The sequence below is a fragment of the Bacillus sp. NTK034 genome (assembly GCF_017303275.1).
GTDB lineage: Bacteria > Bacillota > Bacilli > Bacillales > Cytobacillaceae > Cytobacillus.
In genome coordinates this window covers 147,363-169,101 of record NZ_JAFKOJ010000010.1, presented here as the reverse complement: position 1 = coordinate 169,101, position 21,739 = coordinate 147,363, and the positions used below count along the sequence as shown (strand labels likewise).

Annotated in this window: 20 protein-coding genes; 6 read left to right on the top strand and 14 right to left on the bottom strand. The window is 37.8% G+C overall.

Annotated features, from left to right (window positions below; translation table 11 throughout):
- Positions 1-632 precede the first annotated feature (632 nt).
- The 8 genes from JI665_RS23695 to JI665_RS23660 all read right to left on the bottom strand — a co-directional run bounded on the left by JI665_RS23695 (position 633) and on the right by JI665_RS23660 (position 8,659).
- Positions 633-1,076: a hypothetical protein gene (locus JI665_RS23695; RefSeq protein ID WP_206844872.1), complete on the bottom strand. Its 444-nt coding sequence runs from the start codon at positions 1,074-1,076 to the stop codon at positions 633-635.
- A 274-nt stretch (positions 1,077-1,350) separates the two neighbouring features.
- On the bottom strand, positions 1,351-1,779 hold the full coding sequence (locus tag JI665_RS23690) for a hypothetical protein (RefSeq protein WP_206844871.1): 429 nt from the start codon (positions 1,777-1,779) through the stop codon (positions 1,351-1,353).
- A gap of 572 nt (positions 1,780-2,351) precedes the next feature.
- Positions 2,352-3,398, bottom strand: coding sequence for a 5-methylcytosine restriction system specificity protein McrC (locus JI665_RS23685; RefSeq protein WP_206844869.1), 1,047 nt, complete (start codon positions 3,396-3,398; stop codon positions 2,352-2,354).
- A complete protein-coding gene (locus tag JI665_RS23680; RefSeq protein ID WP_206844868.1) occupies positions 3,385-5,490 on the bottom strand; it encodes an AAA family ATPase in 2,106 nt (701 codons plus the stop codon). The genes JI665_RS23685 and JI665_RS23680 overlap by 14 nt, the downstream gene beginning before the upstream one ends.
- A 261-nt stretch (positions 5,491-5,751) precedes the next feature.
- Positions 5,752-6,579, bottom strand: coding sequence for a glycoside hydrolase family 30 protein (locus tag JI665_RS23675; RefSeq protein ID WP_312886294.1), 828 nt, complete (start codon positions 6,577-6,579; stop codon positions 5,752-5,754).
- A 201-nt stretch (positions 6,580-6,780) separates the two neighbouring features.
- Positions 6,781-6,972 carry a hypothetical protein gene (locus tag JI665_RS23670; RefSeq protein WP_048008527.1) on the bottom strand — a complete coding sequence of 64 codons (192 nt, stop codon included), beginning with the start codon at positions 6,970-6,972 and terminating at the stop codon, positions 6,781-6,783.
- A 35-nt stretch (positions 6,973-7,007) separates the two neighbouring features.
- Positions 7,008-7,454 (bottom strand): YaiI/YqxD family protein, encoded by a 447-nt coding sequence (locus JI665_RS23665; protein WP_206844863.1) that lies wholly within the window; start codon positions 7,452-7,454, stop codon positions 7,008-7,010.
- 833 nt (positions 7,455-8,287) lie between these two features.
- The gene (locus JI665_RS23660; protein ID WP_206844862.1) at positions 8,288-8,659 is read right to left on the bottom strand and encodes a glycoside hydrolase family 30 beta sandwich domain-containing protein; all 372 of its coding nucleotides are present in this window, start codon (positions 8,657-8,659) and stop codon (positions 8,288-8,290) included.
- 239 nt (positions 8,660-8,898) lie between these two features.
- On the opposite strand from JI665_RS23660, the gene JI665_RS23655 reads away from it, so the two are divergent.
- Complete coding sequence (locus JI665_RS23655) at positions 8,899-9,933, top strand: GIY-YIG nuclease family protein (RefSeq protein WP_211202688.1); 1,035 nt, start codon at positions 8,899-8,901, stop codon at positions 9,931-9,933.
- A 49-nt stretch (positions 9,934-9,982) separates the two neighbouring features.
- Here JI665_RS23655 and bioA read toward each other — a convergent pair whose 3' ends face one another.
- The gene (gene bioA / locus JI665_RS23650; protein ID WP_244671308.1) at positions 9,983-11,311 is read right to left on the bottom strand and encodes an adenosylmethionine--8-amino-7-oxononanoate transaminase; all 1,329 of its coding nucleotides are present in this window, start codon (positions 11,309-11,311) and stop codon (positions 9,983-9,985) included.
- Positions 11,312-11,340: 29 nt separating this feature from the next.
- Positions 11,341-12,021, bottom strand: a complete 681-nt coding sequence (gene bioD / locus JI665_RS23645; RefSeq protein WP_312886293.1) for a dethiobiotin synthase — start codon at positions 12,019-12,021, stop codon at positions 11,341-11,343.
- Positions 12,022-12,152: 131 nt separating this feature from the next.
- Between bioD and JI665_RS23640 the strand changes: the two genes are divergently transcribed.
- Complete coding sequence (locus tag JI665_RS23640; protein ID WP_206844860.1) at positions 12,153-12,734, top strand: biotin transporter BioY; 582 nt, start codon at positions 12,153-12,155, stop codon at positions 12,732-12,734.
- Between the two features lie 648 nt (positions 12,735-13,382).
- Here the strand turns inward: JI665_RS23640 and JI665_RS23635 are convergent.
- On the bottom strand, positions 13,383-13,529 hold the full coding sequence (locus JI665_RS23635) for a hypothetical protein (protein WP_206844859.1): 147 nt from the start codon (positions 13,527-13,529) through the stop codon (positions 13,383-13,385).
- Positions 13,530-13,651: 122 nt separating this feature from the next.
- Between JI665_RS23635 and JI665_RS23630 the strand changes: the two genes are divergently transcribed.
- Genes JI665_RS23630 through JI665_RS23620 form a run of 3 tightly spaced genes read left to right on the top strand, consistent with a single transcriptional unit; the run spans position 13,652 to position 17,321 of the window.
- Complete coding sequence (locus tag JI665_RS23630; protein ID WP_206844858.1) at positions 13,652-15,115, top strand: spore germination protein; 1,464 nt, start codon at positions 13,652-13,654, stop codon at positions 15,113-15,115.
- Between the two features lie 4 nt (positions 15,116-15,119).
- A complete protein-coding gene (locus JI665_RS23625) occupies positions 15,120-16,232 on the top strand; it encodes a GerAB/ArcD/ProY family transporter (RefSeq protein WP_206844857.1) in 1,113 nt (370 codons plus the stop codon).
- Positions 16,233-16,235: 3 nt separating this feature from the next.
- The gene (locus JI665_RS23620) at positions 16,236-17,321 is read left to right on the top strand and encodes a Ger(x)C family spore germination protein (protein ID WP_206844855.1); all 1,086 of its coding nucleotides are present in this window, start codon (positions 16,236-16,238) and stop codon (positions 17,319-17,321) included.
- 232 nt (positions 17,322-17,553) lie between these two features.
- Here JI665_RS23620 and JI665_RS23615 read toward each other — a convergent pair whose 3' ends face one another.
- Complete coding sequence (locus JI665_RS23615; RefSeq protein WP_206844851.1) at positions 17,554-18,621, bottom strand: tetratricopeptide repeat protein; 1,068 nt, start codon at positions 18,619-18,621, stop codon at positions 17,554-17,556.
- Between the two features lie 259 nt (positions 18,622-18,880).
- On the opposite strand from JI665_RS23615, the gene JI665_RS23610 reads away from it, so the two are divergent.
- Complete coding sequence (locus JI665_RS23610; RefSeq protein ID WP_206844849.1) at positions 18,881-19,384, top strand: DinB family protein; 504 nt, start codon at positions 18,881-18,883, stop codon at positions 19,382-19,384.
- A gap of 169 nt (positions 19,385-19,553) precedes the next feature.
- Here the strand turns inward: JI665_RS23610 and JI665_RS23605 are convergent, their stop codons facing one another.
- Positions 19,554-20,636, bottom strand: a complete 1,083-nt coding sequence (locus JI665_RS23605) for an ABC transporter ATP-binding protein (protein WP_206844847.1) — start codon at positions 20,634-20,636, stop codon at positions 19,554-19,556.
- A gap of 13 nt (positions 20,637-20,649) precedes the next feature.
- On the bottom strand, positions 20,650-21,732 hold the full coding sequence (locus tag JI665_RS23600) for an ABC transporter substrate-binding protein (RefSeq protein ID WP_206844845.1): 1,083 nt from the start codon (positions 21,730-21,732) through the stop codon (positions 20,650-20,652).
- Positions 21,733-21,739: the final 7 nt, after the last annotated feature.

Genomic DNA, 21,739 nt, shown 5'->3' with positions numbered 1-21,739 from the left:
TTATAACAATTGACTAACTAAGTACTCAAATTCATCATAGCCTACTACTCTGTCAATTCTATTCACTATACTGACTAAATATAAAAATACATTAGCTTATAAGGACAATAGCTTATTTCTTCTTACTTTATAGATTAGTCTTTTATAGAAAAGAGTCCAAATAAAGAAGTAATTAGCAACACCAATACCAATAAACACCATACATAAAACCTTACAAGAACTTGGTATCAATCCAATTACGATACATGACTTAAAGCACACTAATGCAAAGTTGACATTAATTACTTAAGTGAGCGTTTCAGACATAGCAATATCGAAACGGCTTTATAAACACTATTTCCCGTGATTAAGGAACTAGGGGAGTAAGAGGAAAAATAGACGATAAAAACTTTTTTAGAATTTGTAAGGACAATTGAAATCGAAATTGATAATGTGGTTTATAATATATAAAAGATGTTGGTGCGCAAACACTTGTATCAATCTTAGTTATTTGCGGAGTATGGTTGTTAATTAAATACGAGTAAAATAAAAAGTAACTCACACTACTTTCCAGGCAGGGTGAGTTGTTTATTGTTTATTAAGCATAGCTTATGGATGTATAGAGGTAAAAAAATTATACTTGAGTGTTGAAATTACACTTCCCAATTACTAATAATTTCAGATACCTTACTTCCTTTTACAAAAAATACTGCAATGTCTATAGAACCAAGAAAAGGTTTAATTTTGTTTATAAATTCTCTATGATCTTTATTATCTGGAATTGCAATGGCAGTCTTATACATGTATTCATCTAACTTGGGCATAGAGAGTGTTTCGGCTGTGCCAAAGAGGAGTTCTGATATATGAACCTTTATTTGACCTCTTTCAAATGGTTTACCATATCTATTTGAAGAAGAATCGGAACTGGTTTCTCCTATAGCCTCTATAAAAAGTCTTATGTCCTTGTTAGAGTTAGTTTTCTTTGCTATAACATCCTTCCCTGAATGCTTCATTTCAGCCTTTCGATTTATGATCACATAACCCCTTTCTTCTAAATCTTCACATACGGCATCAATGACATCTAATTCAAATAACAAGAAAACACGACCTTTCTTTTTTCATTTCTATTTATGTGAGACTTGATTAAAATATATTATTGTAGAAAACCAAAGACATACCCTTTTTCATTGCCTTTTAAATGGCCTTTTAAAATAGTAATAGCAAACAATCCTTCTAGTAAATTTCCCACCTACTGATAACTATCTTCTGATAAGCTTATTTCAGCTGGAGTATCTTTGTATTTTAGTCATAGAAGTCTTCAACTTGATAACAGTTAGAATTTAATAGCCAATATATTATCCCATGTGTTTATTACTTTTTGACCATAGCTTTAACTATATTAGGTCCAAATTTTACTGCACCACCCACTAAAGCTACAATTACAGCACCAATTGCTCCTCCAATAAACTTTTTATTACTATCGTCCTGTTGCATTGCATTCATAGCATGTTTATCCATACGGTCATAAATGGCTGTCCTTTGTTCAAGCGTAAGGTCATCTCTCTTTAACTCTTCTTCATAAATGAATATAACTTTTTTTATAACGTCAAATACATTTTGTCCAGAATTATGCGATAATCCTGTTGCCTTTACAAATAACTCCTTGACATGAGGGGAAAATTGCAAAAGGTTTTTCACATCATCCAGTGATATTTCAATATCTGCATTTTGCAATAATTCGAATGCTTCTTCTATCAAGGATAATTCCTTTTCTTGGGAACCTTCTATGTTCTGGCTCATTTAAATACCTCCAACAGAACTTTTATTTTTTCTTAAATATAATTATCTAGTAATGGGTGGAATTAGTAAAATTTTTACCAGACTACCATTTCCGGATAATAACCATTCTATTATTCCTCTTCTTCCATATTGCTAAATTTAAAATTAACCTGCCCCAATAAACTTTTTTAATGTAAATTCTGCGTTGAGAGATCACTAAGAATGGCTTAAATCTCACTCTTGTAAGTGTTCTAATATATAGGTGATTTGACATTAATTACTCAAATGCACGTTTGTGAGTTAGCAATATCGTTCCCGCTTATAAGCACAATTCTCACATGAATAGGGAACTGCGGGAGGAAAATGAGAAACAGAAGATTGAAGCTTTTGAGAATTTGTAAGCATAATTGAAATTATGTGCGCAAACACCGACGTCAGCATCACTTATCCGCAGTGATGCAGTGGCCAATTTAAAAGGTGCAAGAAAAAAAAACTCACACTACTTAGCATGCAGGTTAACAGTACTCATTAACAAATAGCATTGTATTTCAACTTATGCTGAATGCATATAATATACCTAACTCTTTATAGAATTATTTGAAGAATTGGATAGCGTATGCAAATAAATCTGCTTTAATACCATGAAAGTCTTGATTCAAATCGAGAGATAATACAGAAATTTTATTTCCCTTAATGTTGTACGTATGGTTAGGTTGGTTTAATGCTGTTGTTGTAGCATAAAGTAACATACCACCTACTATTTCAGTAGATTTATTCTTCCAATTATTAATATAAGTAAAAATTTGATAGAGATTACCTGATTTTTGTTTTGACGCCCCTCCCTCAAATCTTGCGACCATATTCTCTGAATAGAACTTCGTGTCCACAATCAGTGTTTTATTACCTTTTTGAAGCACTATATCAGTTTGCATGATTGGCAATGCTTCTATAAATCCATCATCAACGTTCCACTGAATTTGAGGACGTGATACAAAATAATCCGTTTCACGTTTGAAAAATGAATAGATGAATTTTTCGTATAAAGCCGAAAGCCTTTGTTCATCCTGTACTTGCTTTATAAATTGATATTTAGAATTTTCATCAAGTAGTAGCTCTTCAAAAAGATATCTGCATACATCAATGATAAATTGATAGCGAATATTTTGCCGATTATACTGGACTTTTTTCCAAAGCTGCAGGTTCATCTCTATGTCTGATACCTCAGCAAAATAAGGGAGAAAACCATAAAATAATCTACGAGTTTTTTGTTTTATTTTTGCTGAATGAGATAAGAAAACAAGAGTAGCTTTAATAATTTGATTCAACAATATATCTTCAGAAAACTCATCGTATATGATCACGAGCTTCTTATCTACCAACGCATTTTTCTTTATTGAAGAATTTATATCAATTTTCCCTTTTATAACAGTTGAACTCTCCTCAATACATACGTAATCCTTAATTAATCCCCCACGAATTAATACAGGTATTCCAATAGATAAAATTTCTGCATAAAGGTCTTTGACGTTTTCAAACTTTTCCGTTCCAATATGTTTATATTCTGAAAGATTCAAGGTTTGATATGCATATGAAAGCATATAATAGATATTACGAATTGGAATATTGCTATTTCTCTCCATCGCAACAACCCCTTAGTCGTTCTGCCCAAATCTTAGCCTTCTGTTCATCATCAAACCAATACTCGAATAGTTGAGGAATAATTTCATATTCAACAACTTCTTCTACCCGACTTACAGAATCAACTTTATAAGCACTCCCTACAAAATAACTATGACCAATTTGAAAGCCCGTACCAAGTTCTTCAACAATTTGGTTATTTAAACTCTTGATCTCATCGATTACACGAATCAAAACTTCTGGATTATTCAATTTATCAACATACGACTTAAAGGTATCATTTTCAAATGCCGGTTTAATTTCGACGAATGAGAACCTTCTTCTAAGAGCATAGTCTAACAGCGCTAAACTTCTATCGGCTGTATTCATCATACCTATAATATATAAGTTGGATGGAACTGAAAATTTATCGTTAGAGTATAGGAGATTGATTTGTTCCCCTCGCTTATCTGTTTCAATAAGCATCATCAATTCTCCAAATACTTTACTCATATTTCCTCGATTAATTTCATCAATAATGAAGAAATAATCACGCTCAGGATCACGTGCTGCTTTTCTTGCAAACTTCACAAATGGACCTTGTTTAAGTTCAAATCCATCACCTTCAGCTTTCGGACGGTAACCTTCAATAAAATCTTCATAACTGTAACTTTGGTGGAACTGAACCATTTGGATACGAGTCTCATCCTTTTCTTCCATCATCACATAAGCCAGACGTTTTGCAATATACGTTTTTCCTACGCCTGGGGCACCTTTCATGATTAGATTCTTCTTATTTTCAAGTACAGAAATTAGTCGGATCAGCTCCTTTTTTTCGATAAAAACATCGGAAAGAAAGTCATCAGTAGAATAAGGTTCATTTTCTTGAACAGTAGGTTTGGATTCAATAAAACGAATGTAATATTCAATAGAACTCCCAGATACTCCTTTATATTTTCTGTAGGATTCATCTGATACAACCACATCTTTCAATTGCTTCAATTGCTCAGTATCTGTTTCTCCAAATATTGAAGTACCAAAGTAGCTCTCTATATCCTTTAATGCGTTCACCTTTTGAGTTACCGTTTTATCGTTCAAACTGGTTCCATTGTCTGTGACTTGATTTGATAACCAAGTACGAAATTCATTTACTTCCGCAATTGTTAGATCAATTATGTTGTCATTTATCACCTGCTCAATTTCTTGAATCAGATCTGGGTAAGGATTCAGATATGTCATAGTCTTTTGCGCAAAAGTTTGACGCAGTTCCCACTTACCAACTTGCAGCCACTCCACTTTTCTTCTATGTTTGTACTCAGTTTTTCCACTATCGAAGTAATAATCTCCAGTAACGACTCCACGAGCGATGATTTTCTTAATTCCTTCTTTAGCATAAATAACGTCGCCTATCTGAATTTCACTATAAAAATCCCACACAGCTTTTGTATCATTGATGGGACGCTTTCCATCAGCTCTTTGCTCTGATATTTCTCGTTCAACTGCTTCCTTAGAATCGTAGTTATTTAAATCACCTAGATAATCCCAACCAAGCCCAATCACACTTTCAGAATGAAAATTATCCCATAATCTTGAATGTTCTCCTGGCGAAATAACCCAATAGTTGACGCTATTATCAATTTCACCTTCTTGATTCGCAATTTTCTTTTCCTTTTTAGGATAAATTAAAGCAGGATTTTCATTATAGTATAAAAATATTAGGTAGGATCTAAGTAAAACACCCCAGTCGGGTATCCCACCTAAATTGTCAGGCTTACTTCTTACGCCACGATTAAATTCATCCTCGGCATATTTCTGTCTGAATTGTATTCTTCTAGTTCCAAATTCTTCTGGATATCGAGGTATTCCCTTACCAGTCACTAATTTTTCTATATCTTCATCACTTTGTTTTGTCATCTGTTGATAGACATTTTTAAATTCTGAATACAACTGGTAATCAAAGAAATTTTGGTTATATCCAGTACCAAGCTCGAACTTATCTAGAAGATAACCAAGTTGTTCAAGATAGGGTGAATACCAAATTCCAGTTTTTTCACCCAGATTTTCAGTGACCCAAACTTTATATTTTACTTTTTGAGAATTATCAATATCATTCATAGTTTACCTCCAAAAATTATATTCTTTACTTAAATTATATCATTCTACAATTCAAAATAACCGTTAGTTACTACTAGCGGTCCCATAAGCTTTATCTTATTTCAGTAGAAATTGGCTTAAGTATGAAATTCCAGAAGTTTCATTGTATTCTTCAACTACAGCAGTAACATAAAATTTTGTCCATACCAATATATTCTGGTATTTCAGAACCAAAGACACATTTCTATATAAAAAACAGCCCCAATAAGGGCTGTCCTCTTATCAATGAATAATTACCGTCACTATAGCATGCTCCGGAAGAACCAGCATCATACTTTTTCCCAAAAGGTATAGAGATACTTCTTCTTTCCTATCATTCTCATTAATCAAAACCTCCACCGTTTCACCATTGATATTCTCAAAGGCAGTGGCCAATAGGCGATTATTCGATGCCTGGCTGCTAATTCGCCTGGCTCCTGGCTTAATGAACTTGCAGAAATGCCCAATATAATAGTAGGAGCTGTTATAATGAACCTCATCCTTCTTCGTATTCATAATCACTGGCTCATCGCAATAGTTCCTCACATGATTCGGTCCGCCTTCTTCATTCAGCACGAGATTCCAGTCAATCCATGCTTCAAGATGATTGTTCAAGTCGCCAATGATGTTTCGGCCATACCGCTTTCCGGTATTCCATTCGCCTGGCTGAGGACCGCCTTCTATGCACCATTCTGTGACAATTAAGTGCTTGTCAGGGAATGCATCGTGAACCCTGGAAAGATTCTCAAATTCCTCAGACACATACCAATGGACTCCCGTTCCCCACACATATTTAGCAGCTTCTGGATCGGACAGGACGGCTTGGGCTCTGTCGAAAATGACATCCCGGTTATGATCCCAGATGATAATCTTCACATCACCATGGCCATGTTTCTCAAGGGATGGACCAAGATGATTTTTGATAAAATCCCGTTCTTCTTCACCTGTGTACAGGCAGGAGTCCCATACCTGCTTTGCTTCAGGTTCGTTCTGAATGGTGATTCCCCAGATGGGCACCCCTTCCTCTTCCATCGCCGCTATGTACTTTGAATAATACCGTCCCTCTGTGATTCAAGATTACTATTTATTAAACTCAAGCCCTCGTTAATAAGTACATTCTTCTACAAAGAGAACAATTATATGTCGTTCGAATACGCAGTATCGTTGTATTGCGTAGCAACCCACTTCATAATTTGGTCACTAACTTAATCCACTTATAACCATCCAGCATTTATAACAGAATTTTTAGTAAGTATAATTAGATATAAGAGTCTACTTTTTGGGCTGATCAAGTGCTTGGTAAGCTACCTGATACTTTCCTCCATCCGCAACTTCTGAATGGTACAAGGCCTTGAGGGCATTGTTTTTCTCAAGACCATGCTCAGCCTTCAGTTCTTTAAAGCGTGTATGGAGTTCTTTATTTTCCTTAATTAGTTGTTGCATTTGCGATTTTAAATACTTCAAAATATTTAGCTCCTTTCTGAATCTCTAAGTTTAGCTTAAATTTTACGTGAAATAACCTGTTTAAAAAGATCCCTAAATTGCTCCCGGTCTTCTGCTGTAAAAGGCTTTGGTCCCTTCGTTCGCTGTCCGCTTTTTCTAGCCATTGCACTTAAATAACGTGTTTGTAATAATTGGTCAATATTTTCATTTGTATATCTAAATCCTTTATGGTGGAGGACGATAATTCCTTTTGCTAAACCTAGTGACGCAAGACCATAATCTTGCGTCACGATAATATCTCCTTTTTCCACTAACTTCACAATCCGATAATCTGCAGCATCTGCTCCAGAATCAACATAAATCGTTTTCACTCCTGATGGCTGTTCTGTATTAGAAAAATGAGAAAAGCTTGTAACAAGGATAACCGGAATTTCAAAATCCCTTGCTTCTGCAATAATAATATCTTTCACCGGACAAGCATCTGCATCCACATAAATTTTCATCTTTCCCTCCTGTTAAGAAGTTCGACTTACTATTTAACTTAATCTTTTTCAACTATAAAAGAGACAGGTGACTTTTGTTTAAAAATAATCAAGAGTTCTTCCTTTTGCTGTATTTTTCTATCCTCATATTATACTTTATAGAATTTTGTTGGCAAATGGTCGTTCAATGGCCTACAAAATAGGTAGCTAAATCATCTGCTTATATTAAATCTCTAGGATACCTTAGAACTAAATACTTGATTAGAAAATCACTCATTTTATAGGTGTAAAAGAAAAAGGATAAATGAACAGGATGATCACCTGTATACATCTATCCTTTTTATACAACAAAAGACATCATTTACCACCATAACAATATTGTTTATTCAATTTGCAGATATGGGAGACCACCTAGTATTATGGGGGAAAACCAAATACCTGTATAATTAAACAAGTATAGGTGAACTGAAAACATAACACTTTAATTTTTGTTATATAAATATCTATGTTTTGTATAAGTCATTTTCCTAGCTGAAGGCACATTTTTTACCAAACTATCTTTTGCTTTTTTAGCTTACTCAACTTGTATTCACTAGCACCCCTACTTTACTAGCTGTTTAAAGTGTGAATTACCAGATTTACTAAAAAGGAATTTATTTTTTTACTATAAAGAAAAGGGGGGCCTGTCTGCTTTTAAACAGCCGGGATCAGGCCCTTACTCTTAGGAATAACCCATAATTAAAAACACCCTGCAAAAGGATGTTTTTAACGTTTATTGTCTTAAGGGTCCCCGAAAAAATAGAAATCCAACCTGCAACTTATTTAAATAGCAGGGGTCATGCCCTTCCATTCAATCAATGAATAATAACCGTCGCAATAGAATGCTCCGGAAGAACCAGCATCATACTTTTACCCCTAAGGGATATAGATACTTCTTCTTCTCTGTCATTCCCATTCATCAAAACCGCCACCGTTTCACCATTGATATTCCCAAAGGCGGTGGCCAATAGGCGGTTATTCGTTGCCTGGCTGCCAATTCGCCTGGCTCCAGGCTTAATGAACTTGCTGAAATGCCAAATATAATAGTAGGAGCTGTTATAGTGAACCTCATCCTTCTTCGTATCCACAATCACTGGCGCATCACAATAATTCCACACATGGTTCGGTCCGCCTTCTTCATTCAGCACGAGATTCCAGTCAATCCATGCTTCAAGGTGATTGTTCACCGCTTTCCCGGTATGCCATTCTCCTGCCTGACGGCCGCCGGTTGCAATTGACTAACTAAGTTTTCAAATTCATGCCTTCACAAGCAGTACATATCCATGCCAATACCCAAATCAGAGAAATAGCTCCCAAATCCCATCCCATGATAAAATACTAAATATATATTCTAGCAAAGGAATGAACGGCTATTAATCTCCCTGACAAGCTGAAAAACCTGCCCTTAACTCCAGGCGTCTATCTGATGAAGGATTCCCAGGGTCAAACTCTGTATGTGGGGAAGGCGAAAAATCTAAAGAATCGGGTTCAGTCTTATTTCCGGAGCTCTAAACATCATTCTCCCAAGATTAAAAAGCTGGTCAAACACTTAAGGGATTTTGACTATATCCTGACAGATACTGAATTCGAGGCTTTTATGCTTGAATGCCAATTAATTAAAAGTATTAAGCCGCTATATAATCGAATGATGAAGAGTCCGCAGTCATTCATTTATATCTCGATCAGCCTTACCGGCATGCACCGTAAGATTGATATTGCCTATAATCCCATTGAGAATAACGGCAAGGTTTATTTTGGCCCTTTTACAAGCCGAAGCAATGTGGAAAGAGCTATCCGGGGATTAAAGGAATGCTTTAAGCTGAATTGCAGCAATCCTAATGGAACAAACTCTGCCTGCCTGAATTATTCCTTAGGTTCCTGCCTTGGCCGGTGTCTTGGGGGGCATGCGGAACAGCAGTATAATGACATCCTGGACAGGTTTATCAGTTTTCTGAAAGGCACTGATAGGAGTATTCTTGAGGACATGAATCAAATGATGTTGAATGCGTCCGAAGCATTTGATTTTGAAGCGGCCTCCGCCTATCGGGATCATATACAGGCAGTAAGCTCCATGTTTAAAAAAGAAAAGGTGATCGAATTCACCGAAGAAAATCATAATATCATCGCTATCGAAAGATTAACAGATTCTACGATTAAACTTTTCCTTATTAAAAGGACGGATATTCTGTTCAGCCACAACTACTCAGCAGCAGGCAACATTGAGGGAAAAATAAAAACGAACATCTTAGCTTATTTTAAAAAAGATGAAGCAAATGCTGCCGGAGACATTAGCAGACATGAAATCGATGCAGCGCATATTATTTACCGTTATTTACACTGTGGCAGCTGCTTTTATCTCATCATTCCAGAAAACTGGCTGGACCCTGAGAATCATTCCAGCCTGGATCTGGCACTAGAGGGTTTACTAAATAATCCTCAATACTTTCAGCCCCCTTTATAAAAATGAAAGGGGGCTGTTTCCAATTACCTTCTATTCGAATGGTTTTCTCTCAAACAAACGACTTTTTCTTTTCAGTCACGGCTTTAATCGAATCTCTCATGATTTGAATCATTTTCCTGATTTGATCATCAGTACTCGCCAGAGGCGGCATAAAGACGATTACATCCCCAAGCGGTCTTGTCAGCATGCCCCTTTTTCTCATTTCCAGTGTTGAATGATACCCCATTCGGCTTTCCCATGGGAAAGGCTTCCCTGTTTCTTTATCCTGAACTAGCTCAATGCCGGACATCAGTCCTAATTGGCGGATGTCTCCTGCATGTTTGAGGCTTTTTAAGGCAACTAATTCAGATTGAATGACTTCTGCTTTTCTTGCTGCCTGTTCTGCAAGGTTTTCTTTTTCATAGATTTTCAGATTAGCCAAGGCTACTGCACATCCAAGCTGATTGCCTGTGTAGGAATGCCCATGGAAGAATGTTTTCATTTCTTCATATTCCCCGTAAAACTCCTGATAAATTTCCTCTGTCGTGAGTGTGGCAGCCAGCGGGAGATAACCGCCTGTGATCCCTTTCGCAACGGTCATGATATCCGGCTGAACGCCTTCATGCTCGACTGCAAACATCTTTCCTGTCCGGCCAAAGCCTGTCGCTACCTCATCAACAATTAAAAGGATATTAAATTCACGGCATAGCTCTTTTACCCCTTTAAGATAGCCACTAGGCATGACATTCATGCCGCCTGCTCCCTGGATAAGCGGTTCGAGAGTTATGGCTGCAATTTCTTCATGATGTTCCTGGAAAATGGCTCTTAGGTCTGTTAATGCCCTTTCTTTAACCTCTGCTTCACTTGAATAAGGACTGCGGTACTGGAGAGGGAAAGGCGCTTTCAAGGTTGGAAACATTAAGGATCCATACACGCGGTGGAATAAATCAACATTCCCGATACTGATGGCTCCAATTGTGTCTCCATGATAATTGTTCGTAAGCGTGACGAATTTCTTTTTCTTTTGTTGTCCTTTATTTTGCCAATATTGATAGGCCATTTTGATGGCGATTTCTACTGATGTTGCCCCGGAATCTGAATAGAATACCCGCTGCAATTTCTCCGGTGTGATCTCAATCAGCTTCTCAGCAAGCCGGACGGCAGGCACATTCGAAGCTCCTAAAAGTGTGGAATGAGCGATTAAATCCAGCTGCTCCTTTATCGCCTCATTTAATTCCTTTTTCCGGTGACCGTGCACATTTAGCCAAAGTGAAGAGTAGCCATCCAAATATTCCTTCCCATTTATGTCCTTCAGAATGATCCCATCCCCGCTTTCAATGATCAGCGGATCCCTCTCATAGTCTGTCATTTGTGTAAACGGAAGCCATAGATGCTTCATGCTGCTTTCTAAAAGATTTGCCTGCTCTCTCAATTGCTGTCCCCCTCCATTAGCTTTGAAAATAGTTGTTCAAGCATTTCTGAATCAGCGAAGGCAGATATGGGATTTTCTATATACGGGATCGTCCCTAAAACAGGCAGCTTGGTCATAAGCTCAATCATTCGGATGTTGTCCTGCTCAACCTTTGTATCCTCTATGGTCATCTGATTCATGATAATGCCGATCACATTGATCCCTTCTTGCTTTAATCTTTCAGCTGTCAGAACGGTGTGGTTGATTGTGCCTACCCCGGTCCTTGCCACAATCACAACTGGAGCGGACAGTTCTTTCATTAAATCAAGCATGTTATATCCATCGTCCCTTAAAGGAACCATGACTCCCCCAGCACCTTCTATTAATACAAATTCATTATCCCTTGACAGCCGCTGGTAATGCTCAATGATCTTATTAACCTCTATTTCTATTTCCTCTTCCCTTGCGGCCAGATGCGGGGAACATGGTTTTTTTAATAGATATGTAGTGGAAGCTGCTAATTTCGGATTGGCCAGTTTATAAAACTCAACATCTGGTGCAGAAAGCTCGTCATGAATGATTTCAGCTCCACTTTGCACAGGCTTATATGCAGCCGCCTGGATGCCTTTCTTTGTTAAATAGGCTAAAAGAAGAGCGGCAGCTGTCGTTTTTCCGGCATCAGTATCTGTGCCTGTAATAAAGAGACTTCTAATAATTATTCCTCCTTTTATATGTTAACCATATTTACAATTAAGTTAACATATGAGAATATTATATTCAACTTATTGTTAACTTAAAATATTCATGGTTGACATAAAAGGAGGTTCATATGAAAGATTTAAAAACTCAAGATTTGGTTCTTTGCGGCCTTTTTGCTACTTTAATGGGCATTGGCGCAAATCTATCTCCATTTCTCATGATCGGGAGTGTTCCTATTACTTTACAGCTCCTCTTTGCTATTTTAGCCGGGGCAGTGTTAGGGAGCAGAAAAGGATTAATTGCTATGCTGGTCTATGTCTTTGTTGGTTTAATAGGTGCACCTGTTTTTGCACAGTTTAAAGGAGGCCCTGCCCAGTTATTAAGCCCGACCTTCGGCTTTGTGCTGTCTTTTGTGGCTGTTGCTTATGTTACTGGAAAATGGGTTGGGGATTCTCAACTAGTTAAACAAAAGCATTATTTAATGGCAGGAACTTTAAGCCTTTTTTGCAACTACATAATTGGAACCAACTGGATGTATTTTGCTCTTCTTCTTTGGGCTGATGCACCGGCAGGATTTAGCTATCGTATGGCCTGGGGCTGGATGCTTGCCTATTTTCCTCTCGACCTGGCCGTAACGGCTTTATCCTTTTTCCTCGTTCCAAAGCTGAAACAGGCACTTAGAAGGACACATTATCTTAACACCGATATGTGACAGCCATTTTGATTCTTCATGTAAAAGAGCCTAATCGATAGGTTATAAAAACCGCTGATTAGGCTCCTCAATCGTGCTTAGGTTGTGAGCAAAAAAAAGAAACTGTTTTTCCAACAGTTTCAACTTCATTATACGTTTTCATCTTAATAATTTTTCCACTTAATAGACTCTTCAGCCATATAGATGAATCATCGTCCCTGATAAATAAACTGCCCCGCAAACGAATGTTCCTGAATATATCTGAAGGCGGTGACCACTCTTTTAAAAGCGGACTGTCATTCACTATTACACATTGTCTCTCCTCTATATTAATACCTTTTATTGCTTTATTCATTAGATTACATGGATCTGTATTATGGATCTTATCCGCAGGATCAGGATTAATTGGATCATCATACTTTCCATTTTCGCGAATCAAAAGAGTATGATTGGTTAAAGATAGGAGCTATGTATCCACGTTTTGTGTAATATGGGTTAAGATTTCCAAAATTGGACAATTGAATTCATTTTTAACTTAGAATGCAAAATTAAGACGCAGGTAAATACAAAAAATGACGTGTGCAATTCACACGTCATTTCTTATGTCATTAAATAAAAGAAGCTTTAATTATATTTGCTGAACTATTTCCTTATAACCCAACAACCTTTTTAATTTCCTGTACTCTCACCTCGGATCAATGGCATCTTCAGCTGCTGATTAAGTGGGTAGCTTGGATCATCAAGAAGATGCTTATTATAGGCCTGCTGAAATAGCGGACAGCAGAGCCATCCAATTTCAATTCTGTTGCATCTCATAAACTGATTTCATCACCTGCTCTGGCATATTTTTGCTATTAGTCAGCATACTAGGTAGAGCTCAACCTATTCATTTACTTTTCTAGAGCCTTAAACTTTAATTTACTTAGCGGGGGATTTTCATGTTTTGGAAAAAGGAAAAAAAGCAGACACTTCAAAAAGGACAGCAAAACCTCTCACTGGGACAATTAAAGGAAATTTTAGCCAATCTGGAAGACGCTGAAATTGTTGAGAGGCAAAAACCAGAAGGTCAATGTTTCACCTTCATTTACATAAGAACTTTGATAAATCAGGAAAGAATGAATGAAGCTTTTTTCGAACCAGTGCTCCATTGTACAAATGAGTCAATCCAAGATTGTATTTCAACTTCTAAGGCAGAAGAAATTTTCACTTTGGGGGAAGCGGAAAAACAATTATTGGCTGGGTCCGTTATTATTTTTGATTCGCTTAAGAAACAATGGTGGAGTGTCCTTCTTACAAATAATCTGGGACGCTCTATTGAAACTTCTGACACGGAAACAATATTATATGGGGCGAAAGACAGCTTTAGCGAGCAGCTGGATACGAATATTACCCTTATTCGCAGAAGGCTTCCGGTTACTGAATTAAAGTCAGAAAAGTTAAAAGTAGGTTCGTTAAGTGAAACGACGGTTGTCCTCATGTATATGGAGGGCGTAACAAATCCCGAGTTTGTATCGATTGCCAAGGAAAAAATTAATAAAATCGATTTCGATCTTTTTTTTGATTCTTCACAGATTGCTGCTTTTATGGAGGATCATCAGAACAGTATATTTCCACAGTTCCAGCAGACCGACCGGCCGGATGTCTGTGCTTATTCTTTAGGAATTGGCAAGCTGATTATTCTTGTCGATAATACTCCTTTCGTGTTGATTGGCCCAGTTACATTCTTTCATCTGTTCCAATCACCGGAGGACTATATTAACCGCTGGCCTGTCGCCAGTTTCTTACGCTTAATCCGTTATATCAGCTTTATTTTATCGATAACACTTATCCCGCTCTATGTAGCACTGACTACCCATCATTATCAAATGCTGCCCCTGCAAATTCTATTTGTTTTAATAGAATCCAGAAGTAAATTGCCGTTCACTCCATTTTGGGAAGCATTGCTCATGCTGATTATTCTCGAAATTATCAAAGAAGCCAGCTTGCGGATGCCGACTAAATCCAGTCAGACACTTGGCGTAATCGGAGGAATTGTCATTGGACAGGCGGCCGTAGAGGCTGGCTTTGCCAGCAAGGTATTGATTGTGCTGGTAGGTGTATCAGCAATTGCCTCCTTCCTAGTCCCTAATTATCTCGTAACAAAAGCGAACACGATGATTCAATTTGTATTTTTGCTCCTCTCTTCATTTCTCGGAGTATTTGGAATAGCCCTGGGGATGATCATCATTTTGGCACATTTGAACAGTCTTACATCACTTAGGCAGCCCTATTTTGCCCCTGTGGCTCCTTTATACTGGAAAGATTGGATTGACCTATTTATTCGTGGCCCTTTAACAAAAATGAAAACCAGGCCCGACCATTTGCACCCTTTCCAGAAATGGCGTTACAGCAAAAGGAGATGATCTAATGACTTCTATTTCTATAGAAAATAACACGTCTTCCTTTAGTGGCATTTATGTGTTTTTTATCGTGAATCGGCTTCAGCTGCTTTATTTTTTATATGTAATGCCAACTGTTTTAACCCACCCATATATGATTTGGGGTATTATTTTGGTGGGCATATTCTCTCAATTAAATTTAATCCTGTTATCAAAATGGTTATCATCAGAGCATGCTTCAAAAGGATATCCAGGTTTTGTACATCTATTCGGACAATGGATGATGCGTGTTTTTTCAGCAGTCGGCATTGTTGTGATTGGAATTAAAGTAACGGTTGTCACATTAGGATACGTAGAAATTATTCATCAATTTGTGTTTCCCTCTATAAATCCAAATTGGCTGATTGTATTTGTCATGGCAGTTTGCTGCTATACATCATCACTGGGAATGGGGAATGCCATCCGTTTTTCCGTAATCGCCTTTCTCTGTTCCATATGGATGATCTTGCTTTTTTATACTTTTTTCATGCCGCCCATTGCTTCACTTCCCGACCTATATCCTTTAATTCCTGAAGATTGGTCAAATATTTCCTGGAAGGGCTTGCTGCTCATATGGTCATCTTTGTCCGGTCCGGAATATATCGTTTGTATCGCTCATTTACTTAACCCAAGAGGCAGCTTTCTTAAATATTTTACATTTGCCAATACATTATCAGTGTTAGAATACCTGGTTTTATTTATAGCCTCTCTATTCTTTTTTGGATCCAAGTTCTTAAGCTTAAGCAAATTTCCTATTGTTACGATGGTTAGATATCTTCAATCTCCAATATTTGAAAGAGTTGATATCATTTTGATATGTTTCAATATCTTCAATTTAGTGTTTGGGGTTTCAATCTTTTTGCTATGTTTCTATGGCGCTATTCGCATTTTAGGGAAAAAGCTGCAAACCAGTCATTCCAAATGGGGAATTCAAATCATCTGCATCATCGCCTCAGTATGGCTAATTGCCGCAAACAAATGGATCTGGAGAGAAGAACATCAAAGCTTATTGCTTAATCTTGAAATATGGTGCAGTTCCCTTACGTACCTTCTGGTTCCCTTATTCCTTCTTATTTTCAGCAGAAAAAAGAGGGGCTTATAGAATATGGAATATTTAAAAAAGCCTATATGGATGACTATAGTATACTGTGTGATCTTGATCACTGGATGTTCTCCTTATCTGGAAAATAACGAAATTGAAGAAATTGCTCCAGTGATTTTTTGGTCACTGGATGCCGCCGAAGAGGGAAAGCTTGAGGCAACCACAGTCGTACCTCCTTTAGTTCAGGAAAAAAAACGAGTCCTGACCATGCAGGTAGACCTGCTGAAGCAAAGCGGAAAAGGCTTTAACCTAAGGTATTACAGAGAGTTGAAGGTTGGGCAGCTTCGGGTTCTGTTAATTAATGAAGAGCTTGCAAAAAAAGGATTGAGGCCAATTATTAATACCATATTTACGGATCCTGACATTTCTCAGCGACTCTATCTCGTTATCGTTCAGGGAGATGTTAAAGATTATATTAAGGAAGAAATAGAAAGCCAGGAAAACCTGGATTACTTCCTTTATCGCATGTTAAAACACTACGAGAGAAAGCGGCAAGGCCAGCTGTCGATTGTAAATCTGCATCAATTCATGCAAAAGCTGTATTCCCCCTTTTCTGATCCAATCCTGCCAGTGTTCAAGGCAGAGAATGGAAATTTCAATTATGAAGGTACAGCTATTTTTCAAAATGACAAGCTAATCTCTGTCGTTACTGATTCAGATGATGAAATCTACCAGCTTATAGCGAATGATTATTATTTAAAATACCTTCCCATACCAAAATTATCTGTCGTATTAGGCCATGTGCGCACAAATGTAGATGTCACCTTCAATCAGGACCTAACAGAAATGAATTTCAAAGTAGAGCTGAAAGGCAGAATAGATGAGTATCAGGGGGAAAAGAATCTTAATGATTTGGATGATTTAGCAGAGATCACTAACGAAATTAAATCCCATCTTGAAACCCAAACCAAAGCATTTCTGCAAAAAAACCAGGAGTGGCAAACCGACCCGATAGACATTGGAGCCAGAACATTAACCCCTTTCTCAAGGCCGATAGAGAAAAAAGAATGGAGGGAAAAATGGAGAAATCTGCAGATCAAGGTTAAATACGAGATGGATTTAGAACCGTTAATTAATATTCAGGAATGAAAAAGACCGCAGCCAGCAAAGTGAATGCTGGCTGGGGTTATTTCTTTTAATATTTTTCAGTAACAGAATGAACGAATGTTGCTTTCCAAAAATCATTGTTGCGGGACAGCCAGGGTATCAAAGCCAGCTGGCTTGCTGGGAGGTCATAAACGGTTTTAAAGACTCTGATGAAACTAATATATCCAAGTAGTATATGCATACTATGATTTTTATAAAAGATACTGACAGCCCTTCATCCGCTTACATAATCATCCCCAAAAGCCTCATCCACCCTAAACAAAACAGTAAAAGGAACCGACTCATTAAAATAATAAGCAGTCTCTCCCCTATACTTAGTAACATCAATTATCTCTGGTATATCAATTGACCCTAAAGTTACTCTCAGTCTCTCAATAGATTTGATAAACGTGTTCTTCTTAACCTCTCCATCACTGCCAGTCCTTCCAAAGAAATCACTCATGGTGATTCTCGTGCATGGATTTTCCTTGCTGGAGGACAGCAGCAAGTGTCTGATCATATTGGCCTGGGTTGGAGTGATAATGACTTCCTCCCCATTAAATATGAGAATATTTTCGCGGTCATTAAAGTACAGGACCAGTTCATTGGGTTCACTGTTTTCATAGAGGTCTTCACATGCTTCCTTTGAACAGGTTTCGGTATTATTTTTAGTGATTTTGTAGAAAGCATGGTTCTGTAAGTATTTTTCATTCGATGCCAATGTTTCAAATAATGGCGACAGCTCTGGATTCGTCAGCTGCTCCTCAGGCGAAAAGGGGAGTTTTTCCATAGTATCATAGGTTTGGCTGGCAATATATAAAGCACTATTGGCCAGATACATATGGGCACGGAATTCCTGCTGCTGACTAAGGGCATATCTTGGATCATTCAGCAGCTGCTTATTCAGGGCTTGCTGAAAATAGCGGACGGCTGAGCCATACTTGCCATGTTTATAAGCCAGGAAGCCAAGACGATAATAGGCAATGGGAAGTTTTTGCTCTAAACCGATGGCCTTGATCAGTGACTCTACAGCATCACCGTCATCCTTGAAGTGATTCATTTTTATGTAGGGACCGAATTTAATAAGATGGGATACAAAAACATTTTTAGTATGCTGAAGGGAATGATCATATTGTGGTCCATTATTTCTCGCTAAACTTTTAAGCTTTTTATACATTGTTTCATAGACGATCACCAGCTGCATGTAATAGCCGTAATCGCTTTTTTCCCCGTTTTCGTGAAGATCCTGTTCAAGCAGCTCCAGCTCGTCCAGGGTTAAGTCTTTTATCTTTAAAGTCCTCATTCCTACACCTCATTTCTATAAAAAGGTGCCAGCATTGACACCACATCTATTATGTATCAGGAACACTTTCAACTATATAGAATTTACTCCTCCGTTTCGCGCGAATATTGTCGAATGAAATGTGAATTTTTTGTAGCAAATCTTGTCTTTTATGGGTCGCTTAGCTCTTTTAATTTCTCCCAATTTTACTTAAGCTTGAAAATACCGAACAAACGTTTTATCATTTACCTATAAAATCCAACAAATGGAGGAATGAATTATGTACATAACGATTTCAGACTTTCTTAATGAATGGAATAGAGAGGCTATGCTGACGCAAAAGGTTTTGGACGGATTAACAGATGACTCTTTACAGCAGCAGGTCTATCCCGAAGGACGCACCTTAGGGCGAATTGCCTGGCATTTCACCACGAATATTCCTGATTATCTATCTCATTTCGGGTTAAAAATGGAGAAGGCTGATAACGAAGAAAATGTCCCCGCTTCGGCAAAAGAAATTGCGGATACATTTAAAAAGCTGAGTGAGGAAGCGGCTCAGGAGATTAAGCAGCAGTGGACAGATGATTCATTGAGCCAGACACAGAAGGCATTTGGAAGGGAGGAAACCAATGCGCAAATTTTGATGGGATTAATCAAACACATTGTGCACCATCGGGGGCAATTGACCATTCTCATCCGTCAGGCAGGATTAAAGCCTTTTGGGGTATATGGACCGCCTAAAGAAGACTGGATTAATTTAGGTGTCGCCAATCCGCCGCTTTAATTTCCGAGGAGTTTAATCATAATATCCTCATCAAAACTTTTTAATTATGGAATAGGAAGTTGGGAGTTATCTAAGAGAAAACGATCTCAAACCTGTATCAAATTCGCTTGATAAATAGAGAAAGAAAACAGCTCTGAAAAGATTTCTCCCTCCAGAGCTTACTAAGAAATTAAAGTATTCTTACCAATTCTTTTTTTACACTTAATCCCACATTTTCATTTAAGTGATTGATTTGCTCATCATCAGATAGATTTACAACAATCTCCTGGGCACCTGATACAAACTCAATCACTTTTTTTGAACCGACAAAGTGGACATTTTTTAATTTTACTTCTAAACAGATCCGATCATGCTGATTGCGGTTATGGGTTATTTTCAAATGTTCTGGCCTGATGACAAGTTTCTTCTTTCCATCTATTAATTGCGGAAACTCTTTTAGGATGACTTCCTTATTTTGTTCTTGTAATAAATTTGCGTCAATCACATTCGTTTCTCCGATAAAATCAGCTACAAATAGAGTATTGGGGTTGTTATAAATTTGCTGAGGTGTATCAATTTGCTCGATTCTTCCCTGGTTCATAACTGCTATTCTGTCTGACATGATTAATGCTTCCTCTTGATCGTGTGTCACATAGATAAAGGTGATCTTGAATTGATCATGTAGTTTTTTTAATTCGAATTGCATTTTTTTTCTCAATTTTAAATCCAGTGCTCCCAGTGGTTCATCAAGAAGCAGCACTCTTGGCTTGTTTACTAATGCCCTTGCCAGTGCAACCCTTTGCTGCTGCCCACCTGACAGCTGTCTTGGATATTTATGCTTATGCTCTTGCAGCCCCATAATTTCGATCATTTCATTTGTGTCATTTTCGATTTGTGCTTTCGAAACTTTCTTTTGCTTAAGTCCAAAAGCAATATTATTGTAGATGCTTAAGTGAGGGAATAATGCATAGTTCTGAAATACTGTATTAACGGGGCGATGGTTTGGCGGCAAGTTTCCCGCTTCTTGTCCATCAATTTTAATGCTGCCCTGGCTTGGCAGCTCGAACCCGCCGATCATTCTAAGTGTGGTGGTTTTACCGCATCCGCTCGGACCGAGAAGGGAGAGAAATTCCCCCTCCTTTATATTTAAGGAAATATGATCAACGGCAGTTGCTTGACCATATCTTTTGGTAACCCCATTAAATTCAATAATGCTTATCTTTTCTTGAGTATCATATACAGTATTTTTTTCGATCGACTGGACAGCTGACATGATTGAGCCCTCCTTAACTTCCCATTTCTCTATTCCATAGCTCGTTCCACTCTTCCCTATGCTGGTTTATCAGGTTATAATCAGGCATATTCAAATCCTGTATGGAACCATTTTTTCCATATGGCATTCTTTCAAGCGTTTTTTCATCTAATTCAACATCCTTATGAACCGGTGCCAAATATAAATCGCCCGCAATTCCTTCTTGTGCACTCTTAGTGGTTGCATAATTTAAGAATGAATACACTTGCTCTGATTTTTTCGTACCCTTCACCATATGCCAGAAGCTTCCAGCACCTAAAACACCTTCTTCTGGTACAACAAATTCAATAGGCAGTCCCTGGTCTTTCATTACATAAGCGGGGCCACCGTAATGTGCCCCAACAGAGGCTTCACCGCTTTGGTATAAATTAGTAGCCGTTCCGGAACCATCAAAGTATGCAACTACTTCGAGTTCCTTCATCTTGTTGAGTCCCTTGTCAACGGTGCCTTTAGCTTCCCCCTCAAGTTCAGCAATTTGCATCAGTAAAGGGAGGCCGCCTGTAGTTGCCGGGGTAGGCACTGTTAATTTCCCTTTATATTCTTCTTTCCAAAGGTCATTCCAGGACTTAGGCGGATTTTTAATCTCATCTTTGTTATAGACGATTCCTAATCCCCAATAACCAAGCGCTACACCAAATACATCATCACCATTTCCATGAAATGCTTCCGGCAAAAGGGAATCGATTCCTTTTAATTTACTTTTATCAATACCTTCTACGACATCTTTTTCAAATGACATTTCAGAAATACCCGAGTCCATTAACGCTAAATCAATCGTTGGCGAACCCTTTTCTTGTAGTAAACGGGAAAAGGTTGTAGTTGAATTTCCTTCAATGATATTTACCTTAATTTCGGTTTCTTGCTCAAATGGTTCAATGATATGTTTCTTGATCGTATTTCCCCAATCCCCACCGAAAATGGCAATGGATAATTCATCCTTTTTAACTTCTGTATTAGCTTTAGCTGCTTCTCCCTTCGGCTGAACAGGCTTTCCGCATCCGGCAAGCACTACTAGAATTGCTGCAAATAGCATTAGATTCCTGCGTACCTTTTTCATAGAACCA

Coding starts and splice junctions, on each gene's coding strand:
- JI665_RS23690 (WP_206844871.1), bottom strand. CDS start 1,779: ATGAGCCAGAACATAGAAGGTTCCCAAGAAAAGGAATTATCCTTGATA.
- JI665_RS23685 (WP_206844869.1), bottom strand. CDS start 3,398: ATGGAGAGAAATAGCAATATTCCAATTCGTAATATCTATTATATGCTT.
- JI665_RS23680 (WP_206844868.1), bottom strand. CDS start 5,490: ATGAATGATATTGATAATTCTCAAAAAGTAAAATATAAAGTTTGGGTC.
- JI665_RS23665 (WP_206844863.1), bottom strand. CDS start 7,454: ATGAAAATTTATGTGGATGCAGATGCTTGTCCGGTGAAAGATATTATT.
- JI665_RS23655 (WP_211202688.1), top strand. CDS start 8,899: ATGAAGGATTCCCAGGGTCAAACTCTGTATGTGGGGAAGGCGAAAAAT.
- bioA (WP_244671308.1), bottom strand. CDS start 11,311: ATGAAGCATCTATGGCTTCCGTTTACACAAATGACAGACTATGAGAGG.
- JI665_RS23640 (WP_206844860.1), top strand. CDS start 12,153: ATGAAAGATTTAAAAACTCAAGATTTGGTTCTTTGCGGCCTTTTTGCT.
- JI665_RS23635 (WP_206844859.1), bottom strand. CDS start 13,529: ATGAGATGCAACAGAATTGAAATTGGATGGCTCTGCTGTCCGCTATTT.
- JI665_RS23630 (WP_206844858.1), top strand. CDS start 13,652: ATGTTTTGGAAAAAGGAAAAAAAGCAGACACTTCAAAAAGGACAGCAA.
- JI665_RS23625 (WP_206844857.1), top strand. CDS start 15,120: ATGACTTCTATTTCTATAGAAAATAACACGTCTTCCTTTAGTGGCATT.
- JI665_RS23620 (WP_206844855.1), top strand. CDS start 16,236: ATGGAATATTTAAAAAAGCCTATATGGATGACTATAGTATACTGTGTG.
- JI665_RS23615 (WP_206844851.1), bottom strand. CDS start 18,621: ATGAGGACTTTAAAGATAAAAGACTTAACCCTGGACGAGCTGGAGCTG.
- JI665_RS23610 (WP_206844849.1), top strand. CDS start 18,881: ATGTACATAACGATTTCAGACTTTCTTAATGAATGGAATAGAGAGGCT.
- JI665_RS23605 (WP_206844847.1), bottom strand. CDS start 20,636: ATGTCAGCTGTCCAGTCGATCGAAAAAAATACTGTATATGATACTCAA.
- JI665_RS23600 (WP_206844845.1), bottom strand. CDS start 21,732: ATGAAAAAGGTACGCAGGAATCTAATGCTATTTGCAGCAATTCTAGTA.